Annotated in this window: 13 protein-coding genes and 1 other annotated feature; of the genes, 11 read left to right on the top strand and 2 right to left on the bottom strand. The window is 32.4% G+C overall.

The genetic code is table 11. From position 1 onward, the window contains the following. The first annotated feature begins 37 nt into the window (after positions 1–37). The 6 genes from I6U51_RS10950 to rlmD all read left to right on the top strand — a co-directional run bounded on the left by I6U51_RS10950 (position 38) and on the right by rlmD (position 9,441). Positions 38–328: a Dabb family protein gene (locus I6U51_RS10950; protein WP_211142689.1), complete on the top strand. Its 291-nt coding sequence runs from the start codon at positions 38–40 to the stop codon at positions 326–328. A gap of 246 nt (positions 329–574) precedes the next feature. Beyond that, positions 575–4,060, top strand: coding sequence for a DNA polymerase III subunit alpha (locus I6U51_RS10945; protein WP_211142688.1), 3,486 nt, complete (start codon positions 575–577; stop codon positions 4,058–4,060). A gap of 421 nt (positions 4,061–4,481) precedes the next feature. Beyond that, the gene (gene pfkA / locus I6U51_RS10940) at positions 4,482–5,441 is read left to right on the top strand and encodes a 6-phosphofructokinase (RefSeq protein WP_211142687.1); all 960 of its coding nucleotides are present in this window, start codon (positions 4,482–4,484) and stop codon (positions 5,439–5,441) included. 40 nt (positions 5,442–5,481) lie between these two features. Further along, entirely contained in the window at positions 5,482–7,236 is a 1,755-nt protein-coding gene (gene pyk, locus I6U51_RS10935) for a pyruvate kinase (RefSeq protein ID WP_211142686.1), read from the top strand. Between the two features lie 314 nt (positions 7,237–7,550). Beyond that, positions 7,551–7,919, top strand: a complete 369-nt coding sequence (locus I6U51_RS10930) for a DUF1540 domain-containing protein (RefSeq protein ID WP_211142685.1) — start codon at positions 7,551–7,553, stop codon at positions 7,917–7,919. 118 nt (positions 7,920–8,037) lie between these two features. After that, a complete protein-coding gene (rlmD, locus tag I6U51_RS10925; protein ID WP_211142684.1) occupies positions 8,038–9,441 on the top strand; it encodes a 23S rRNA (uracil(1939)-C(5))-methyltransferase RlmD in 1,404 nt (467 codons plus the stop codon). Between the two features lie 349 nt (positions 9,442–9,790). On the opposite strand, the gene I6U51_RS10920 is transcribed toward rlmD, so the two are convergent. Together I6U51_RS10920 and I6U51_RS10915 are read right to left on the bottom strand one after the other, a co-directional pair. Next, the gene (locus I6U51_RS10920; protein ID WP_211142683.1) at positions 9,791–10,498 is read right to left on the bottom strand and encodes a DUF2238 domain-containing protein; all 708 of its coding nucleotides are present in this window, start codon (positions 10,496–10,498) and stop codon (positions 9,791–9,793) included. 293 nt (positions 10,499–10,791) lie between these two features. Beyond that, on the bottom strand, positions 10,792–11,433 hold the full coding sequence (locus I6U51_RS10915; protein ID WP_211142682.1) for a DUF4397 domain-containing protein: 642 nt from the start codon (positions 11,431–11,433) through the stop codon (positions 10,792–10,794). A 278-nt stretch (positions 11,434–11,711) separates the two neighbouring features. After that, positions 11,712–11,932: a binding site (T-box leader), on the top strand. Between the two features lie 137 nt (positions 11,933–12,069). Between I6U51_RS10915 and proS the strand changes: the two genes are divergently transcribed. The 5 genes from proS to hydE all read left to right on the top strand — a co-directional run bounded on the left by proS (position 12,070) and on the right by hydE (position 20,235). Continuing rightward, complete coding sequence (gene proS, locus I6U51_RS10910) at positions 12,070–13,506, top strand: proline--tRNA ligase (RefSeq protein ID WP_211142681.1); 1,437 nt, start codon at positions 12,070–12,072, stop codon at positions 13,504–13,506. Between the two features lie 206 nt (positions 13,507–13,712). Then, a complete protein-coding gene (locus tag I6U51_RS10905) occupies positions 13,713–14,900 on the top strand; it encodes an amidohydrolase (RefSeq protein WP_211142680.1) in 1,188 nt (395 codons plus the stop codon). Positions 14,901–15,016: 116 nt separating this feature from the next. After that, complete coding sequence (ftsH, locus tag I6U51_RS10900; protein WP_211142679.1) at positions 15,017–16,867, top strand: ATP-dependent zinc metalloprotease FtsH; 1,851 nt, start codon at positions 15,017–15,019, stop codon at positions 16,865–16,867. 16 nt (positions 16,868–16,883) lie between these two features. Then, positions 16,884–19,019 carry a HelD family protein gene (locus tag I6U51_RS10895; RefSeq protein WP_211142678.1) on the top strand — a complete coding sequence of 712 codons (2,136 nt, stop codon included), beginning with the start codon at positions 16,884–16,886 and terminating at the stop codon, positions 19,017–19,019. 181 nt (positions 19,020–19,200) lie between these two features. Next, positions 19,201–20,235: a [FeFe] hydrogenase H-cluster radical SAM maturase HydE gene (hydE, locus tag I6U51_RS10890; protein ID WP_211142677.1), complete on the top strand. Its 1,035-nt coding sequence runs from the start codon at positions 19,201–19,203 to the stop codon at positions 20,233–20,235. Positions 20,236–20,245: the final 10 nt, after the last annotated feature.

The raw sequence follows: 20,245 nt of genomic DNA, 5'->3' as shown, positions 1-20,245 counted from the left end.
AAGCATACATAAATAAAATATAATGGGAGTGATATTAATGTTTACGCACGTGGTATTTTTTAAATTAAAAAACAGAAGCAAAGAAAATATAGAGAAAGCAAAAGAAATCATAATGCGTGTAGAAGGAAAAGTACCTACGCTAAAAAGTATAAAAGTCGGAGTAGATGTTGTACGCTCTGCTAGATCCTATGATTTAGCTTTAATTGCGACTTTTGATTCTCTTGAGGATATGGATGAATATCAAGTTCATCCAGTTCACGTAGATGAGGTTTTAGCAAATTTAAGACCGATGTTAGAATCAACAGCAGCAGTTGACTTTGAAGGGTAAAAAGTTAAGACTTATTATAAGAGCAGCGGTTATTTTTGTTGCTCTTTTTTTATTGATTTTAGGCATTTGAAAGTTTGAATATGACTTGATTTTATAAGGAAAATTTGCGCTTGGAAAACATATAGTATTAAAATATGTCGATTATAGTGATATAATTTAAGTACAATTTGTCAATATTTTAGTTGAGGCACATTGACTTGTTATTTATTTTCATGTGCCTAATGTCTTAGGAAAGAAGGTGAAACAATGAATGTAGGTAATCCAGAATGGGTGAGTTTGCACCAGCATACAGGATACTCACTATTGGACTCTTCAGCAAAGATTTCAGAGCTCATATCAAGGGTAAAAGAACTAGGCATGAAAAGCGTGGCTATAACTGATCACGGGGTTATGTATGGATGTGTGGAATTTTATAAAGAAGCAAAAGCCCAAGGAATTAAACCTATAATAGGTTGTGAAATATATGTTGCACCAAAATCCATGCACATAAAGCAAAATGATAAAGAAAATGAAAATCACCATCTTGTGCTATTGATAAAAAACGAAACTGGTTATAAGAATTTGATGGAAATAGTATCAACAGCATCTATTGAGGGATTTTATTATAAGCCTAGAGTTGATCATCAATTTCTAAAGGAGCATAGTGAAGGCTTGATAGCATTAAGTGCTTGCTTAGGAGGAGAGATTCAATCTTATATTTTAAAAGAAAATCTAAATAAGGCGAAAGAAACTGCTATTTTTTATAAAGAAATATTTAAAGACGGGTTTTACTTAGAGCTTCAGTATCATGGAATGGAAGAACAACTGAAGGTTAATGAGCAATTGATTAGTATGTCAAAAGAGCTAGAGATTCCTTTAGTAGCCACAAATGACGCGCATTATATAAGAAAAGAAGATTATAAAGCTCATGATATACTCCTTTGTATACAAACGGGAAAAACTGTAGATGAACAAGATAGAATGAGATATCCATCAGATGAATTTTATCTAAAATCTCCAGAAGAAATGTATGAATTATTTTCTTATGTTCCTGAGGCCTTAGAAAATACAGTGAAAATTGCAGAGCAGTGTAATTTTGACTACGATTTTCATAACTCTAAGTTACCTAAATTCCCTCTGCCTGAAGGTGTGAATCCTTATGATTATATGAGAGAACTGTGCTATAAAGGATTAAGAGAAAGATATCAAAATATTACAGAAGAGCTAAATGAAAGATTGGAGTATGAGCTTGGAGTAATAAAACAAATGGGGTATGTAGATTACTTCCTTATAGTTTGGGATTTTATAAGATTTGCAACAGAAAATGGTATAATGACTGGGCCGGGAAGAGGAAGTGCTGCAGGATCTCTAATAGCATATACATTAGGAATAACTAAAATAGATCCAATTAAATATGGCTTGATTTTTGAAAGATTCCTAAATCCTGACCGTATATCTATGCCCGATGTAGACTCGGACTTCTGTTATGAAAGACGTGGAGAGGTAATAGATTATGTAGTAGATAAGTATGGTATGGATAGTGTTTCGCAAATAATAACCTTTGGAACAATGGCAGCAAGAGCTTGTATAAGAGACGTAGGTAGAGCCATGGATTATCCATATGCTGAAGTTGATAGAATAGCAAAAATGATTCCTACAGTTTTAAATATAACAATAGACAAAGCATTAGAACTAAGTCCTGAATTAAAAGGAGCATATGATGATGAATTAAGAACAAAGGAACTAATTGATGTTGCAAGAGCATTAGAAGGATTGCCAAGACACACATCAACACATGCTGCTGGAGTTGTTATTGCATCCCAGCCATTAGTGAAATATGTTCCACTACAAAAAAATGAAGGCAGCATAGTTACACAATTTACTATGGGAACTTTAGAAGAATTGGGACTTTTAAAGATGGATTTTCTTGGTCTAAGAACTCTTACAGTTCTTAGAGATGCAATAAGTATAATAAAGGAGAATAAAGGAATAACAATAGATTTAGATGCTATAAATTATGATGATAAAAATGTTTATAAGATGTTAGGTGAAGGTAAAACCGTAGGTGTATTCCAGCTAGAGTCACCGGGCATGACTTCATTTATGAAGGATCTTAAACCAGATTCATTAGAGGATATTATTGCGGGGATAAGCCTTTACAGACCTGGTCCAATGGCAGAGATACCTAAATATATCAGAAACAAAAATAACCCAGAACAAGTTGAATATTTAGCTCCAGAGTTGGAACATATATTGTCGGTTACTTATGGGTGTATGGTTTATCAAGAACAAGTTATGCAAATTGTTCGAGATCTTGCAGGATATTCTATGGGAAGAAGTGACCTAGTAAGACGTGCTATGTCTAAGAAAAAGCACCATGTCATGGAAGAAGAGAGGCGTAATTTCATACATGGTATAGTAGACGAAAATGGCAACATAGAAGTACCAGGTTGCGTAAGAAATAAAATTGGTGAAGATGTTGCAAATAAAATATTCGATCAGATGATGGACTTCGCAAGCTATGCTTTCAATAAGAGTCACGCCGCAGCTTACGCTGTTGTCGCATTTCAAACAGCCTATTTGATGCACTACTATCCTACTGAATTCACTGCTGCTATGTTAAATAGTGTAAAAGGTGATAGTGAAAAGGTTGCTTATTATATAAGGTTTGCAAATGATAGAGGAATTGAAGTGCTTCCACCTGATATTAATGAGAGTTATGCAAAATTTACAGTTAAAGCTAATCGAATACGCTTTGGGCTTTCTGCAATCAAGAATGTCGGAGAGAATGTTATAGATAGCATAGTGAGATCAAGAGAAGAGAAAGGTAGATTTGAAGACCTATCAGATTTCTGCAACAAAATCGATATTAGCTGTATTAACAAAAGGGTAGTAGAGAGTCTGATAAAAGCAGGCGCATTTGATTGTTTCAAAACCTATAGGTCAAGGATGCTTGCTGTTTATGAAAAAATATTAGATGGTATAAGTAATTCAAGGAAAAGAAATATAGATGGACAAATAAATCTCTTTGTAGACTTTGAAAATGTACAGGATATTAATATTAAAATACAGTATCCAGCTATTAAGGAATTTGAAAAAAAATATATTTTAGCCATGGAAAAAGAGATGACAGGCTTATATTTGTCAGGTCATCCATTAGAAGAATATGAGCAAACACTAAAATTACAAACTAGTATAAAAATTTCAGATATATTATCTAATGAAATGTTAGATGAAGGTTTAATCCAAGAATCAAAGGTAAAAGATGGTGATACGGTAATATTAGGAGGACTAGTTACCGAAATAACCAAAAAAGTAACAAAAAATAATGATATTATGGCTTTTGCAAAATTAGAAGATTTATATGGTGCAATAGAAATTGTGATATTTCCTAAAGTACTACAAAGGTTCAGAGATTTAGTTAGCGAAGACGGCATGGTAATAATAAGAGGAAGGGTTAATATTCGAGAGGATGAACAACCTAAGGTATTATGTGAGGTTATAGAACCATTAATCAAAATAAATACTGAAAAGTTATATATACTAATAGAAGAAGAGAAATTTTTGAAAAATACTTTAAATGATTTGAAATCTATGATTTCTAATTTTAGGGGTGTAACTCCAATTTACTTATGCACAAGAAAAGAAAGAAAGAAATTTAGAGTAGATAGAGAATTATGGGTGGACAACGATTTAGAACTAATGTCAATTTTAAAATCTAAGTTTGGAGAAGAAAATGTTAAGATAATGTAGTATTAAGGCATCTTCAAAAAAATAACTAGTCCATCTGCTAGTCTATTTTGTATCATACTGCGTCGAAAGAACCCTTAGATAGGGTCGGCTATCTGCGGAACCTTTCTCCTTGTCTGACACAAAATATCCGTCGCATCTTTGGACTTGTTATTTTATTTCAGATGCCTAAGTATATTTTTAATTTATAATAAGCAAAATATTAGAGAGGAACATTCCTCTCTAATATGAAAAATAAAATAATTAAGTTTACAAAAATGATTGAATATTTGAATGAGTTTTATTAAAATTAATACTATAGTGTAATGTAAATATAGTAATTTTGTGTTATAATATAAATTACTATTAATAAGACGAAAAATGATGAATTTTGTATAATCTTCGTGGGACATAAAGTGTCCCGGTGGTCATAGGAGGTATAAATATGAAGACAATTGCTGTGTTAACAAGTGGAGGGGACGCCCCTGGTATGAATGCTGCCATAAGAGCAGTAGTAAGAACTGGATTAGATAAAGGCTTTAGGGTAATGGGAGTTCAAAGAGGATATAGTGGATTAATAAATGGTGAAATTTTTCCTATGGACAGACATAGTGTTGCAGACATTATACAAAGAGGTGGAACTATATTAAGAACTGCACGTTGTGCAGAGTTTAAAACAGAAGAAGGAAGAAAAAGAGGAGCAAATATATTAAAAACCTTTGGAATCGATGGCCTTGTAGTTATTGGTGGAGACGGTTCTTTTAGAGGAGCTCAGCTTTTATCAAAGCTTGGAATAGCAACTGTGGGATTGCCAGGTACAATAGATAATGATTTACCATATTCAGACTATACAATAGGTTTTGATACTGCAATAAATACTGTTTTAGATGCTATAAATAAGTTAAGAGATACATCAACATCACATGAAAGAGTAAGTATTGTAGAAGTTATGGGAAGAAACTGTGGAGATATAGCTCTCTATGCAGGTCTTGCAGGAGGCGCAGAAAGCATAATTGTTCCTGAAAAAGGGTACAATCAAGATGAATTATGTAGAACTATACTTGAAGGCAAATTAAGAGGAAAAATGCATAATCTAATAATTTTGGCTGAAGGTATAGGCGGAGCTGATGATTTAGCAAAAAAAGTAGAAGGTATTACAGGTATTCAAACAAGAGCTACAATACTTGGACATATTCAAAGAGGTGGAAGCCCAACTTGTATGGATAGAGTTTTAGCATCAAGAATGGGATACAGAGCTGTTGAACTACTACAAGAAGGTAAGTCATCAAAAGTAGTTGGGATAAAAGATGGAAAGATATTTGATATGGATATTGATGACGCTCTAGCGGTTGAAAGACATTTTGATGAAAAACTCTATGAAATAGCAAATGCATTATCATACTAATAAAAAATAAATTTTTAATTTAAGTTAAGGAGAGTAAACTATGCAAAAGACTAAGATGATCTTTACAATTGGGCCTGCTAGTGATAGTGAGGAGATATTATCAAAGTTAATTGAAGCTGGAATGAGTTGCTCAAGACACAATTTTTCTCATGGCGATCATGCGGAGCATGGAGAAAGAATAAACTTAGTAAAAAAGTTAAGAGAAAAGTACAATAAACCAATAGGTATAATTCTTGATACTAAGGGTCCTGAAATAAGAACAGGATATTTTCCAGAAAAAGTAGAATTAGTTGAAGGAACAAAATTCACTATAGTTTGTGGAGAAGATGTAGAAGGAGATGCTACAAAATGTAATTTAAGTTATCGCGAACTATATAAAGATGTTGTACCAGGCAACATCATACTAATGGCAGATGGATTAATTGGACTTGAGGTACAAGAAGTAGAAGGAACAAATATTCATTGTATAGTAAAAAACAGCGGAATGATAAGCACTAAAAAGAATGCTAATGTACCTAATGTAAAAACAAACTTACCTTCCTTTACAGAAAAAGATGTTGATGATTTAAGATTTGGTTGTGAAGTAGGAGTAGATTATATAGCAGCATCATTTATAAGAAAGGCTTCAGACGTTTTAGCTGTAAGAAAATTGCTAGAACAATTTGGAGGACATGACATACAAATAATCTCCAAGATAGAAAATCAAGAAGGTGTTGACAACATTGATGAGATAATCAAGTTTTCAGATGGAATAATGGTTGCAAGAGGAGATATGGGATCAGAGATTCCAATAGAGAGAGTTCCATTAATCCAGAAGATGATAATTGAAAAGTGTAATAAAGCAGGTAAATTTGTTGTAACAGCTACACAGATGTTAGATTCAATGGAAAGAAACCCAAGACCAACAAGAGCGGAAGCCTCTGACGTAGCTAATGCTATTTTAGACGGTACTGATGCTGTAATGTTAAGTGGAGAATCAGCAAATGGAAAGTGGCCTGTGGAGGCTGCTAGAACAATGTCAAGAATAGCTATGGAAGCTGAATCTAGAATAAACTATGAAGAATTGCTAACTAAAAAGAGAGAGGCACACATTTATAATGTAGCTAATGCTATAAGTTTAGCTACATGTACAACAGCATCAGGATTAAATGCTTCAGCAATTATTACAGCTACTCAAAGCGGACATACTGCTAAAGTTGTATCTAAATACAGACCAGCGTGTCCGATAATTGCAGTAACTCCAAGTGATAAAGTTGCTAGAAAGCTAGCATTAAACTGGGGTGTGTTTCCAATACTTGCTGAAAAGGTTAGCTCAACAGATGCATTAATAGAAAAATCTGTTGAGATTTCATTACAAACTGGGTATGTTAAGAAGGGTGATCTAGTTGTAATAGCAGCTGGAATACCTGTAAGCTATTCAGGAACCACTAATATGCTTAAAGTTCATATAGTTGGAGACATATTAGTTCAAGGTAGAGGCGCAGGTAATAAGCCAGGGTATGGCACTGCTAGAATAGTCAAAAGTGCTAAAGAAGCAGATGAAACTTTAGAAAAAGGCGATATTTTAGTTGTAAGAAGCCTAGATAGAGAATACTTATCAGTATTAGGCAGAGTTAGTGGAGTTATAGCAGAAGAAGGTGGATTAACATCTCACTTAGCTATAGAATGTATTACAAGTGAAGTTCCTCTTATCTGTGGAGCTGGTGGTGCTACTGAAATATTAAAAACAGGAGCATTTATAACAATGGATGTTACAAGAGGAATTGTTTATAATGGAAGAGCGAATATAATGTAATATAACAGGTTGTTGAGCACATAAAGCCAACAACCTGTTTATTATATTTGCCACTATTTAAATTACGCTTATAAAAATGAAAAAAATATCATATTTTTTATTTTCCCATTGAAGATTTATGTAAAAATAATGTATAATAAAAAAATATGTGGTTAAACTAATGTGATGAGAAAACAAGAGACAACTGATTCTATATTAACTTAGCACCTTTTAAAAGGTGCATTTTTTTTATATTAAATTTTACACTTATAAAGTATAAAATTTCTCAAAGAAAAGAAACTATATTTATGTAGTTTTGGATAGGAGGAATTATCATGAGTGGAAAGCTAAGATGTAGTGCAGAACGTTGTGCAAATAATGTAAATAAGTTTTGTGTAGCAGCAAGTATTCATGTAAATGGCAGCTCAGCACATTCAAGTCCAGAAACAGATTGTGATACTTTTTTGGAAAAAGGTGATATATATTCGACATCTCACTTTACTAATAGAAATTTATCTGGAGAATTTACTCAATTATTTAGTGGAGAATCAGTAGAAATAAGCCCAAAAATTGCTTGTGAAGCAGAAAATTGTATATATAACGTTAATAAATTATGTAGTGCAGATTTTGTTCAGATAAATGGGCAAGAGGCACACTCAAGTGAACGTACTCAATGTGAAACCTTTAAAGAGTACAACCAATAAGCGGATTTGCCGCTTATTTTTTTGCAGTATAGGTTTTGATGGACAAAACAATCAGGAAAATGTAGAATATTGAAGTAAGATTTTAATGAGGTAAAACTATAATATGGCGGGTGAAAGTATGAGTAAAACTATTCCGATAGAAAAAAACAAAGAATATATATTAGATATAACTGGCATGGGTTATGAAGGTGAAGGCGTAGGAAAGATCAATGATTTTACAGTATTTATTAATGGTGCTTTGTTAAAGGAAAAGGTTAAGATAAAAATAATAAAAATAAATAAAAACTTTGCAATCGGAAAACTTTTAGAAGTTGTTGAATCATCAAAAGATAGAGTAGAGCCTATTTGTAATACTTACAAAAGGTGTGGTGGATGTCAGCTTCAGCATTATTCTTATAATGCACAGTTAAAGTTTAAGACAAATAGGGTAAAGGACTGCATAGAGAGGATAGGTAAGCTGCATGTCGTAGAAGAGGGCAAAGAAAAAGAAGATAATGGTATAGTTATACATAATACAATAGGCATGAACAATCCTTATAGATATAGAAATAAGGTACAGCTGCCTGTTGGTAAAAAAGAAAGTGATATTGTAATAGGATTTTATGCACCTAGAAGTCATGAGATAATCCATATGGATACATGCAATATTCAAGATGAAACTGCTGATAGGATAGTTAAGTTAGTTAAAACTTGGATTAAAAAATACAATATAGAAACTTATAATGAGGAAATGCATAGTGGAATTATAAGACATATAATGATAAGAAAAGCTTTTAAGACAAAGGAAACCATGGTTGTAATAGTAACCAAAACTAAAGATATTCCACATGCAGATGCTCTTATAAAATCAATTACAGAAAATATTATAGATATAAAGAGCATTATACAGAATGTAAATGATAAAAAAACAAATGTTATTCTAGGACCGCATTGTGAAACCTTATGGGGAAATGATACTATAAGCGATTATATTGGAGACTTCAAGTTTAATATATCTCCGCTTTCTTTCTTTCAGGTAAATCCAATACAAACTGAAGTGCTTTATAACAAAGCTTTAGAATATGCAAGCTTAACAGGTAATGAAACTGTATTTGATGCTTACTGTGGAACCGGGACAATTTCTTTATTTTTATCACAGAATGCCAAGAAAGTTTATGGAGTTGAAATAGTTCCTGAGGCTATAGAAAATGCTATAGAAAATGCCAAACAAAATAAGGTTAGTAATGTAGATTTTATTGTAGGACAATCTGAAAAAGTTATTCCTGAACTAATAGAAAAAGGTATAAAAGCAGATGTAGTGGTTGTAGACCCTCCAAGAAAAGGCTGTGAAAAAGTACTTTTAGATGCGATAGCTAAAATGCAGCCAAAGAGAATAGTATATGTATCCTGTGACCCAGGAACACTAGCTAGAGATTTAGGAATATTAAATGATTTAAATTACAAAACTGTAGAAGTTCAACCGGTAGATATGTTTCCGCAAACTGCTCATGTCGAGTGCGTGGCGTTGATAGAGAAAAAATAAGCTGATATCAAAGGGTTTGAAAGTTTTTAAGTAAATAATGAAGTGTGTTTTATATTCCCTCAGACTGATGGTTTGGGGGGATTTTTTTGTCTGTTACTTTAAGTAATTCGGTAAATCGCTGGGTAAAAATAATAGCTGATTATGTACTATTTTACTTTAAAAGAGTAGAATAATTTCGATTTAGAAGTTGTTATAATAATTTTTGGCGGTGTCCTCAAAATGTTGTCAAAGGTATAGTAACTCCTTCTATGATTTTAGTATTCTACCATAGAAGGAGGTGATAAGTTTACATAAAATATTTTACAACCTCTATATGACACCGCAATATAGGGATTGATATTTATCTAGCCTAATTAATCTTGCGCTTGAACATTAATTTTTCATGCCAGTTTTTATCGTACTTAATAGAGATATAACCTATTACAGACATTGCAAATGCACCAATACAGTCTACCAACAAATCCGCCATTGTATCTGAAAGCGCATAGTGCCCTACGAACAAGGTTCCGTTCTCCGTTCCGAATTTCTGCATATTGGTTCCCAATAATCCGTCTGCAGCATACTCATAAAACTCCCAAACGACACCAACAGTTACAGCAAAGCAAAAGGAGAAAAATGCGACAAATACAGGTGTAAGATAAATCGGGACTTTTTCGGTTTTGTTCAGAAAACTTATTACGGTAAATCCTAGTGCACCTATCATAGCACCACTGAATGTATGTAAAATCATATCCCAGTTGGGAATTCTGTAGTAAAAGTTCTTTACCTCTCCCAAATAAATTGCACAGTAAAGAAATGCAGAATAAACAAATATCATATTTGTTGGTATGTTTACTTTTAAACGTTTTTCTGTAAAGCCCGGAAGCAGCATTGCAAATGTGCCGAGTATACACTGCAAAAGCATCAAAAAGTAATCGCTCTTTACTCTTACATCGGGATTATAAAAGGATGCAACTGTCGGTGCCATAATCATTCTGATTGTTACAAAAACAGAGGATAATATCATTGTTACAAAAACAAATTTTATAAAATTCCTTTTGCTAAATATTTTTTTCATTCGTTTACCTCCTATTTTCAATATTATTATCATCAGAAAACAATATTTCAACATCTTGATTTCTATCGTCACTTATCTTTGAAAAATATATCTTTCTGTACAAATATTTTATTATAATTAATAATCGTTCTTAATAAATTATATCACTTTTATACACTCAAGGCACGTTGAAACAGTAATTAAGCTAGAGCGGAAATTATAGCCAACGACCCAAGCTAGTTAGAATATAGCAGCTAACAAATAAGTATAATGAAAGCGAAGGTAACATAAAAAAATACCTTCGCTTCATTGTATTATCTTGGTTCTGGTGCCACTATAGCTTCTAAAGCCGGAGACTTTCCAGTTAGACCAACTGTATAGATAGTATAGTAAGTATTAGGCTCTAGATTAACATTAGAAACGGTTAATACTATATCTTCAGTATCAGTAAGAGTGATTATGAAGGTATATGTTCCTGGAGGAATACAAGCGTAATCTGTAATGCCTTTATAACCCACATTTCTGAATACTTTTGTACCATCAGATAACTTTATATCGACAGCTGGTGAATTTGGAGAAAGATTAATAAATCTTATACAAGCTCTTCCAAAATTTTGAGCAGTGGTTGGTTCCTGTATGGTATATAAACTAATGTTAGGAAAAGTTCCTATTATGGCTATATTAAATACAGTATTTGCAGGAATATTTATATTACTATCTATAACAGGATTCGTAGTTTGTCCTGAAGGATAAACTTTAATATTATAGTTACCAGGAGGAACAGGAATATATTGTGAAAATTCCTTGTAAGCAAGATTCGTTACTATAAGATTTCCGTTGGCATAAATGTCTAGAGCTGGGGAATTGGGAGAGGCATTGAATATTCTAATATAAGAATTTATTTGATTAGCTCTGTAGTAATAATCTGTCATATCTGCTGATGGACAATAAAACATTGACTTTCTCCTTTATATTTTTAATCTATATTATAATATGAAATAAGTATTAAAATGTTCGTTTCATAAAGAATATGTAACATAATATTTCATTTGCAATATTATGATAGAGGAACTAAAAAATAAGGAGATTACTTAATGGGTAACTATAGATAATTACATAATCAAGACTGTGTAAAAAAATTGTACGTAAATATTAAAATTTTAGTTTGATAATCTATTGACAATTTTACATTTATGTCTTATCATATAAAATAAATTTAAAAAATTTCAATATTACAAAAATAAGGAAGAGGATTAGTAGAAATTTAAGCTTTTTTAAAGAGAGGGAATGTAAGGTGAGAGATTTCCAAAAAGCCATTTTGAACCTACCTCGGAGTTCTGTACTGAAATAGTAGTAGGATACAGCGGCTAATTTCCGTTAAAAAATTAAGAGTGAATATATTTTTGCAAGTATATTAATAAGGGTGGTACCGCCGATACAGCCTCGGTCCCTATTTGGGATTAGGGGCTTTTTATATTGCATTTAATTACCTTTTATTACTAAATTGCGCAATGTTGGTAATAATATCAGTTGATGATTGTTTTAAGTATCAAATTCTAATTAAACTCAAAAATTATTGGAGGAGTATTCAAATGGATAATGGAAAGAAATTAGTAGAACAAATAACACCTATGGATGTTGATTTTGCACAATGGTACACAGACATTGTTAAAAAAGCAGAGCTTGCCGATTACTCAAGCATTAAAGGATGTATGATCATTCGTCCTAATGGTTATGCAATTTGGGAGAACATACAGAAATATGTAGATGCAAAACTTAAAGAGTATGGACATGAAAATGTTTCTATGCCAATGTTCATACCAGAAAACCTATTACAAAAAGAAAAAGATCACGTTGAAGGATTTGCACCTGAGGTTGCATGGGTAACTCATGGTGGAGATGACGAGTTAGCTGAAAGATTATGTGTTCGTCCAACATCAGAAACATTATTCTGTGAACACTATGCTAAGATTGTTCAATCTTATAAGGATTTACCAAAGCTATACAACCAATGGTGTTCAGTTGTAAGATGGGAAAAGACAACTAGACCTTTCTTAAGAACAACTGAATTCTTATGGCAAGAAGGTCATACAATCCATGAGACTAAAGAAGAAGCAGAAGGTCATACACTTAAAATATTAAACATGTATTCTAGATTATGTGAAGATATGTTAGCAATGCCAGTAGTCATGGGTAAAAAGACGGAAAAAGAGAAATTTGCTGGTGCAGATGACACATATACGATTGAAAGCTTAATGCATGATGGAAAAGCACTACAAGCAGGTACTTCACACTATCTTGGTCAAAATTTCTCAAAGGCATTTGCAATTCAGTTCTCAGATAGAAATGGAAAACTAGAGTACCCACACTATACTACATGGGCAGTAACTACAAGATTAATTGGAGCAATAATAATGGTTCATGGTGATGATAGTGGTTTAAAATTGCCACCAAGAATTGCACCAACTCAAGCGGTAATTATTCCTGTTGCTCAGCATAAAGAAGGAGTACTTGAAAAGGCAAAAGAATTAAAGGAAAGATTAGCTAAGGTTGTAAGGGTTAAGCTTGATGACAGTGATAAGATGCCAGGTTGGAAGTATAGTGAATATGAAATGAAGGGTATTCCACTAAGAATAGAAATTGGTCCAAAGGATATAGAGAAAAATCAAGCTGTGTTAGTAAGAAGAGACAACAGAGAAAAAATAATTGTTTCATTGGATGAAATTGAAACAAAGGTTCAAGAGATGTTAGATATTATTCATAATTCAATGCTAGAAGAAGTTACAAGAACTAGAGATGAAAAAACTTATGTAGCAACAACTATGGAAGAATTTGAAGATATCATTGAAAATAAACCAGGATTTATTAAGGCAATGTGGTGTGGAGATAGAGCTTGCGAAGATAAGATAAGAGAGGTAACTGGAGCTACATCTCGTTGTATGCCATTTGAACAAGAGGTTGTTTCAGACACATGTGTATGCTGTGGCAAAAAAGCTAAACATTTAGTTTACTGGGGAAGAGCATATTAAAAATAAAGTTGTTATAATTATAAAAAGTAGATTTTTGATGAATAAAGAATGAGGAGATACTAGCCTCATTCTTTATTCATTAAAAGTTAATTTAAGTTATTGAAGCTTTAAGCAATAATTACTATATAGATTAAGTTTGACTTTATTTTTAATTAGCTAGATAGTATACTTTAATAAAGATTTTAGAATAAAAGAGGTGAATCTCTGTGTATGAAAGTATAATTTTAAAGAAGGCAGAAGCGGTAAAAGATAAACTTATAGCTATAAGGAGAGATATACACGCCCATCCCGAAATAGGATTACATGAAACTAGAACTGCAAAAATAATAGCAGAGATGCTGGAACAGTACGGTATAGAGGTCCAAAGAAATGTTGGAGTTACAGGTGTCGTTGGTCTACTTAGAGGCAAATACCCAGGTAAAACCATACTTTTAAGAGCAGATATGGATTGTTTAAAAATTGCAGAAGAAAATAATATTAAATATAAATCTGAATACCCTAACTTAATGCATGCCTGCGGGCATGATGCTCATGTTGCATGGCTTATTGGTGCTGCTGCAATTTTGTCTGAGCTTAAGGATAAAATAAAAGGAAATGTAAAGTTCTTGTTTCAGCCTGCAGAAGAGAAGGAAGGTGGAGCAGAAAAAACAATACATAGTGGGGTATTAGAGAATCCCAAAGTAGATGCGATTATAGGAGCTCATGTTTGGCCTAATATTGAAGCTGGTAAAATAGGGATCAAATCTGGACCATTAATGGCTGCGTCAGATAACTTTAAGATAAGCATATATGGGAAAGGTGGGCATGGAGGACAGCCGCATAAATGTATAGATCCAATAGCTGTTGCTTGCGAGATATATATGGCCCTCCAAACTGTAATAAGTAGGAAGGTAGATCCATTAGAGCCTGCTGTTATAACCATAGGAAAATTTAATTCAGGCTCAGCTCATAATGTAATACCGGATAAAGCAGAGATGGAGGGAACTATAAGAACGTTAACCTATGAAGTTAGAGATAAAATCCCTGATATTATGGAATCTATTATCAAAGGTATAAGTTTAGCCAATGGTGCTAAATATAATTTTGAATTCATTCCATATCATGCACCAGTGATAAATGATAGTGAAGTTACATCAGTTGTAGGAAAGGCTGCCAGCAAACTACTAGGACATAAAAATGTAATTATAGTTGATAAGCCTACTATGATAGGTGAGGATTTTTCAAGCTTTGAGGAGAAAATACCAGGGACATTTTTTTGGGTAGGTACATACAACTCCAAGAAAGGAATTATTAAGCCTCTTCATAATCCAGAATTTAATATAGATGAAGACATAATATATAAGGCCGCTGCTGTTTTTGCTGAATGTGCCATAGTTTACTTGAATGAGAAATAAAATATAGATAATTTAAAAATTACTTTAAAACAATTTGTAAAAACTATTAGTAAAAGTAGTTTTATTGTTATAATATAATTATGTAATTTATAATTATGTTGATATGGAGGCTCGACATGTTTGGTAATAAAAAGTTTGATGGTAATAAACTTAAATATGGAATTTATTATGCAATAGCGGTTGCTATTATTATGTTTTTTCTTAATGATTATGTGGTTAATGTAAAAACTCAACATATAAAGTATAGCGATTTTATGACATATGTTTCTCAGAATAAGGTCAAAGAGGTGCAAATAACAAGAGATAAAATAGTTATTACTCCTAAAACTAAAGAAGGAGAAAAGAGCAAAATATTATATACTGAGAAAGTTGATGATCCTGATTTAATTAAAAAACTAGATGCAGCACATGTACAGTATGGGGGAGCCCCTCAAGAGAATAATCCAATAAAGAATTTTTTTATAAATTGGATACTTCCAATAATAATATTTATGTTTCTTGGTAGAATTCTTTTTGGAAGACTTGATAAGAAAATGGGAAGTGGGGTTATGTCATTTGGGAAAAATACAGCAAAGATATATGCAGAAAATGAAACAGGCGTAAACTTTAACGATGTAGCCGGGCAAGAAGAGGCTAAGGAATCTTTGGTTGAAATTGTAGACTTCCTTCATAATCCTAAGAAATATACGGATATAGGAGCTAAGCTTCCAAAGGGAGCTCTGCTTGTAGGTCCTCCAGGAACAGGAAAAACCTTATTAGCAAAAGCAGTAGCTGGAGAAGCGAAAGTACCATTTTTCTCTATATCAGGATCAGCATTTGTAGAAATGTTTGTAGGAATGGGAGCTTCCAGAGTCAGGGATTTGTTTGAACAGGCACAGGAGAAAGCACCTTGTATAATATTTATAGATGAAATAGATGCTATAGGTAAAAGCAGGGATGGTAACATAACTGGAAATGATGAGAGAGAACAAACCTTAAATCAATTGCTGGCAGAAATGGATGGATTCGATTCATCTAAAGGTGTTGTAATCCTAGCGGCGACTAACAGACCAGAGGTATTAGATAAGGCTCTTTTAAGACCAGGTAGGTTTGACAGAAGAGTAATAGCAGACAGACCAGATTTAAAGGGTAGAGAAGAAATACTAAAGGTTCACTCAAAGGGTGTTAAAATGTCTGAGAGTGTTGATTTAAATGCTATAGCTAAAGGAACTCCAGGTGCGGTAGGTGCAGATTTAGCTAACATAATTAATGAGGCTGCTTTGAGAGCGGTGAAAAGTAACAGGAAAGAAGTAATGCAAGAAGACCTAGAAGAAGCTGTTGAAGTAATAATTGCTGGTAAGGAAAAAAAGGATAGAATATTGTCTGATAAAGAAAAAAGATCAGTAGCTTTCCATGAAGTAGGTCATGCGTTAGTAGCAGCACTTTTAAAGAATACAGACCCAGTTCATAAGATTACAATAGTTCCAAGAACTATGGGAGCATTAGGATATACTATGCAGCTCCCAGCTGAAGAAAAATACCTAATAACAAAGGAAGAAATGATAGATCAAATATGTGTAATGTTAGGTGGAAGAGCTGCGGAAGAAGTAGAGTTTAACACTATGTCTACAGGAGCTTCCAATGACATAGAAAGAGCAACACAAACGGCAAGAAGTATGGTAACAATGTATGGAATGTCAGAAAGGTTTGATCTGATGGGTCTTGAATCTATTCAAAATAGATATTTAGATGGAAGGCCAGTGTTAAACTGCAGTGCTGAAACTGCTGCTATTATAGATGAGGAAACACTGAAAATAATAAAAGAGGCCCATAAGAAGGTTATAAACTTACTTAAAGATAATAGAACTTTGCTAACAGAGATATCCGAGAGGTTGTTAGAAAAAGAAACACTTATGGGAAATGAATTTATGGAGATGGTAAAAGGGGATAAATCATTGGAAAATTCTTCGGTAGAAGAACAAGAGTAGAATGGAGATTTTCACTATGAAAAATAATGATTTGGAAAAGGAATTGAAAAAGGAATTTGAATTTGCTGTTGAGCAAGAAAAGCTTAATGATGTAGTTGAAGAAATAAAAAATCAAATTCTTAAATATACAAATAAAAGAAGAGAAGTTACAGAAGGCATTATAAATCTAAGAAAAAAGAATATTGAAGAATATAGAGATGATGAAGATAAGTTAATAGAATATTTTGATCATGAAAGATTTGTCAGGGAAGAAACATTTAGAATTATTGATAGAAAGTTAAGGGAGCTTACTATACTTAGTAACTCTCCTTACTTTGGTAAAGTTAATTTTGAAGATGAATTTGGAACTGAGGATATGTACATAGGCAGATTTGGATTAACTAGAAGTGATGAGTATGAGCCTGTAGTAATTGATTGGAGATCACCTATTGCTGCTTTGTTTTACGCAGGTAAACTTGGAGAAATAACTTATAGGGGACCTTTAGGAGAAATAAATGCCAATGTTTTATCTAAAAGGCAGTTCATAATAAAAAAAGCAGAGTTACTTGGAATGTTTGATACAAGTGTAGATGTAAAAGATGAGATACTTCAAATGGTATTAAGTAAAAATACCGAAGAGAAGTTAAAAGATATAATAATGACAATACAAGCTGAGCAGGACAACTTGATAAGACAGCCACGTAATCAAGTTACTGTAGTTGATGGGGTTGCGGGAAGCGGTAAAACCACTATAGCACTACATAGAGTAGCTTATCTATTATATAATTATAGAAATGTATTACAAGATAAGGTTCTAATTTTAGGACCTAATAGCATATTTATGGATTATATATCAACAGTTTTACCTAGTCTTGGAGAAGTAGGAGTAAAACAGCTTACATTTAAAGATTTTGCTATGGATATTTTGAACTTGGAAGAAGTAATGAGCTTCAAAGATTATATGGAGAAAATATTAAGTGGAGATAAGGTATTTAATGAAGATATAGCATATAAAGGATCGTTAGAATATATCAAGAAACTAGATAAGATCATAGAGGATTTGGATTATAAACATTTTAAAATAGAAAGTGTAAAATTCTATGACAAAGCTATAGTTAATGTGGAAGAAATAGATGAAATGTTTGATTACCACTTTAAATCCATGCCTTTATTCAGAAGAAGTAGAAAAATAAAGAGAATAATATATTCTAAAATAAAAGACGAGAGAGATAACATAATAAGGCAGATAAAAAAGGAACATCAAGAGGCAATTAGCAAACTGTCAGAAGAGGAATTAAAGAATCAGCGTAACAATCTTGAGTTTATAAAAAGAAACAGAATAAGAGAAACGATACAAGAAGTAATTAGAATTAAGAGGAAATTGCTATGGCTAGATAACCCGAATATTATCGAACTATACGATGAGTTTAATCAGGGTAAGGAATTAACCTACGATGATTTAGCAGCGATTATTTATCTAAAGATAAAGCTAGAAGGATTAAAGTACAGTAGTGAAATAAGACATATTGTTATAGATGAGGCACAAGATTATTCTCCATTACAGTTTCGCATAATACAGGAGTTAACAGCATGTAAATCTTTTACTATAGTAGGTGACAGCAATCAGAGAATAATGCCTATAAGTGGAAATCCAGCGATGTTAGATTTGGAAAATATATTAGTTGGTTTAGATGTACACACCTTTACCCTTTCAAAAAGCTATAGATCTACAAAAGAAATAATTGACTATGCTAATAAATACATAGAAAATAATGAAATTGCTGCTATTGTTAGAAATGGTGAAGAGGTCATAGAAAAACAGGTAAATAATTTGAATGATCTTGCATATGAAATAATTGAGGATGTTTCTGAGCTGAGAAAAAAGGGTTATGAAAGTATTGCTATAATTTGCAGAGACTTAGCGGAAACAGATACTATAGGTAAGCTCCTTAAGAAAAATATTCATATAAAGGAGTTAGATAGGGAAGACATAATTTATACAAGCGGAGAAGTTATATTGCCTAGCTATTTTGCTAAAGGCTTAGAATTTGACGCTGTTATATTTATTGACACTGAAAAAGATGTTTATAATGAAGAAAATAAATTAAAATATGTAATGGCCACAAGGGCATTACATCAACTACATGTTTATAGAACTCCCTCGATTAAATAAAAGAGCTTTCAAATTTTGAAGGCTCCTTTATTTATATAATTTTATTATGTAATTTGTAAAATTATATAAATAATTTAGTATATTTTATAAATTTAAAATATACATCTAGTTAAATTTCAATTATTTTATTAAAATAATTATAGATAGATTAAAATTATTTAAGAAAGGATTTGTGTAAGAGATGAGTACAAGCATTGAATTAATAAAAAAAGCAGAACTGGCTCATATTTTAGATAGGGAAGAAATAATTAAAATATTAGAAGATGATAACTGTAATGAGGAACTTTTTAATGCAGCAGATAGAGTGAGAAAAGAATATGTTGGAGATGAAGTGCATTTAAGGGGATTAATAGAGTTTTCTAATATGTGCAAAAGGAATTGTTTATACTGTGGGCTAAGGGCATCTAACAAGAACGTAAAAAGATATAGATTATCACCAGATGAAATAGTAGACTTGGCTAAAAAAGCAGTTAGTTATGGATACAAAACAATAGTAATGCAATCCGGAGAAGACGATTTTTATACTGTAGACAAGATGAAATACATAATATCTAATATTAAGAAACTAGATGTGGCAATTACCGTAAGTGTAGGAGAGAAAACTTTTGAAGAATATAAGGCTTATAAAGAAGCTGGAGCTGATAGGTATCTAATCAGAATAGAGACTACCGATAAAGCCTTATATGAGGATATGGATCCGGGGATGAGCCATGAGGAGAGAAAAAGATGCTTAAAGGATATAAAAGAATTAGGTTATGAGGTTGGTACAGGTTGCTTAGTTGGTTTGCCAAATCAAACATTAAGTTCACTAGCTGATGATATTTTATTCTTTAAAGAAATAGGAGCAGATATGATAGGAATTGGACCCTTTATTCCCAATGAAGATACTCCTTTGAAGGATGAAAAAGGTGGAGAATTTACGACAAGTTTAAAAGTTATGGCAATAACAAGATTATTAATGCCTGATGTGAACATTCCGGCAACTACTGCTATGGAGAGTCTCAATAAAAATGGAAGAATTATAGCACTTAGGAGTGGAGCTAATGTAGTTATGCCAAATGTAACTGAAGGTGAATATAGAAAATTGTATGCTCTTTATCCAGGTAAGATTTGTACAGGTGATACTCCTGCACACTGTAGAGGCTGTATCACAGGGAAAATTACTTCAATAGGTAGAATTGTTTCAGATACTAAAGGATTCAGAATAAAGAAATAAGGAGAACAGG

The organism is Clostridium aciditolerans (genome assembly GCF_016316925.1).
Classification (GTDB): Bacteria; Bacillota; Clostridia; order Clostridiales; family Clostridiaceae; genus Clostridium_AM; species Clostridium_AM aciditolerans.
The sequence above is the reverse complement of the archived record's forward strand: the minus strand, read 5'-3'. Positions and strand labels throughout refer to the sequence as shown.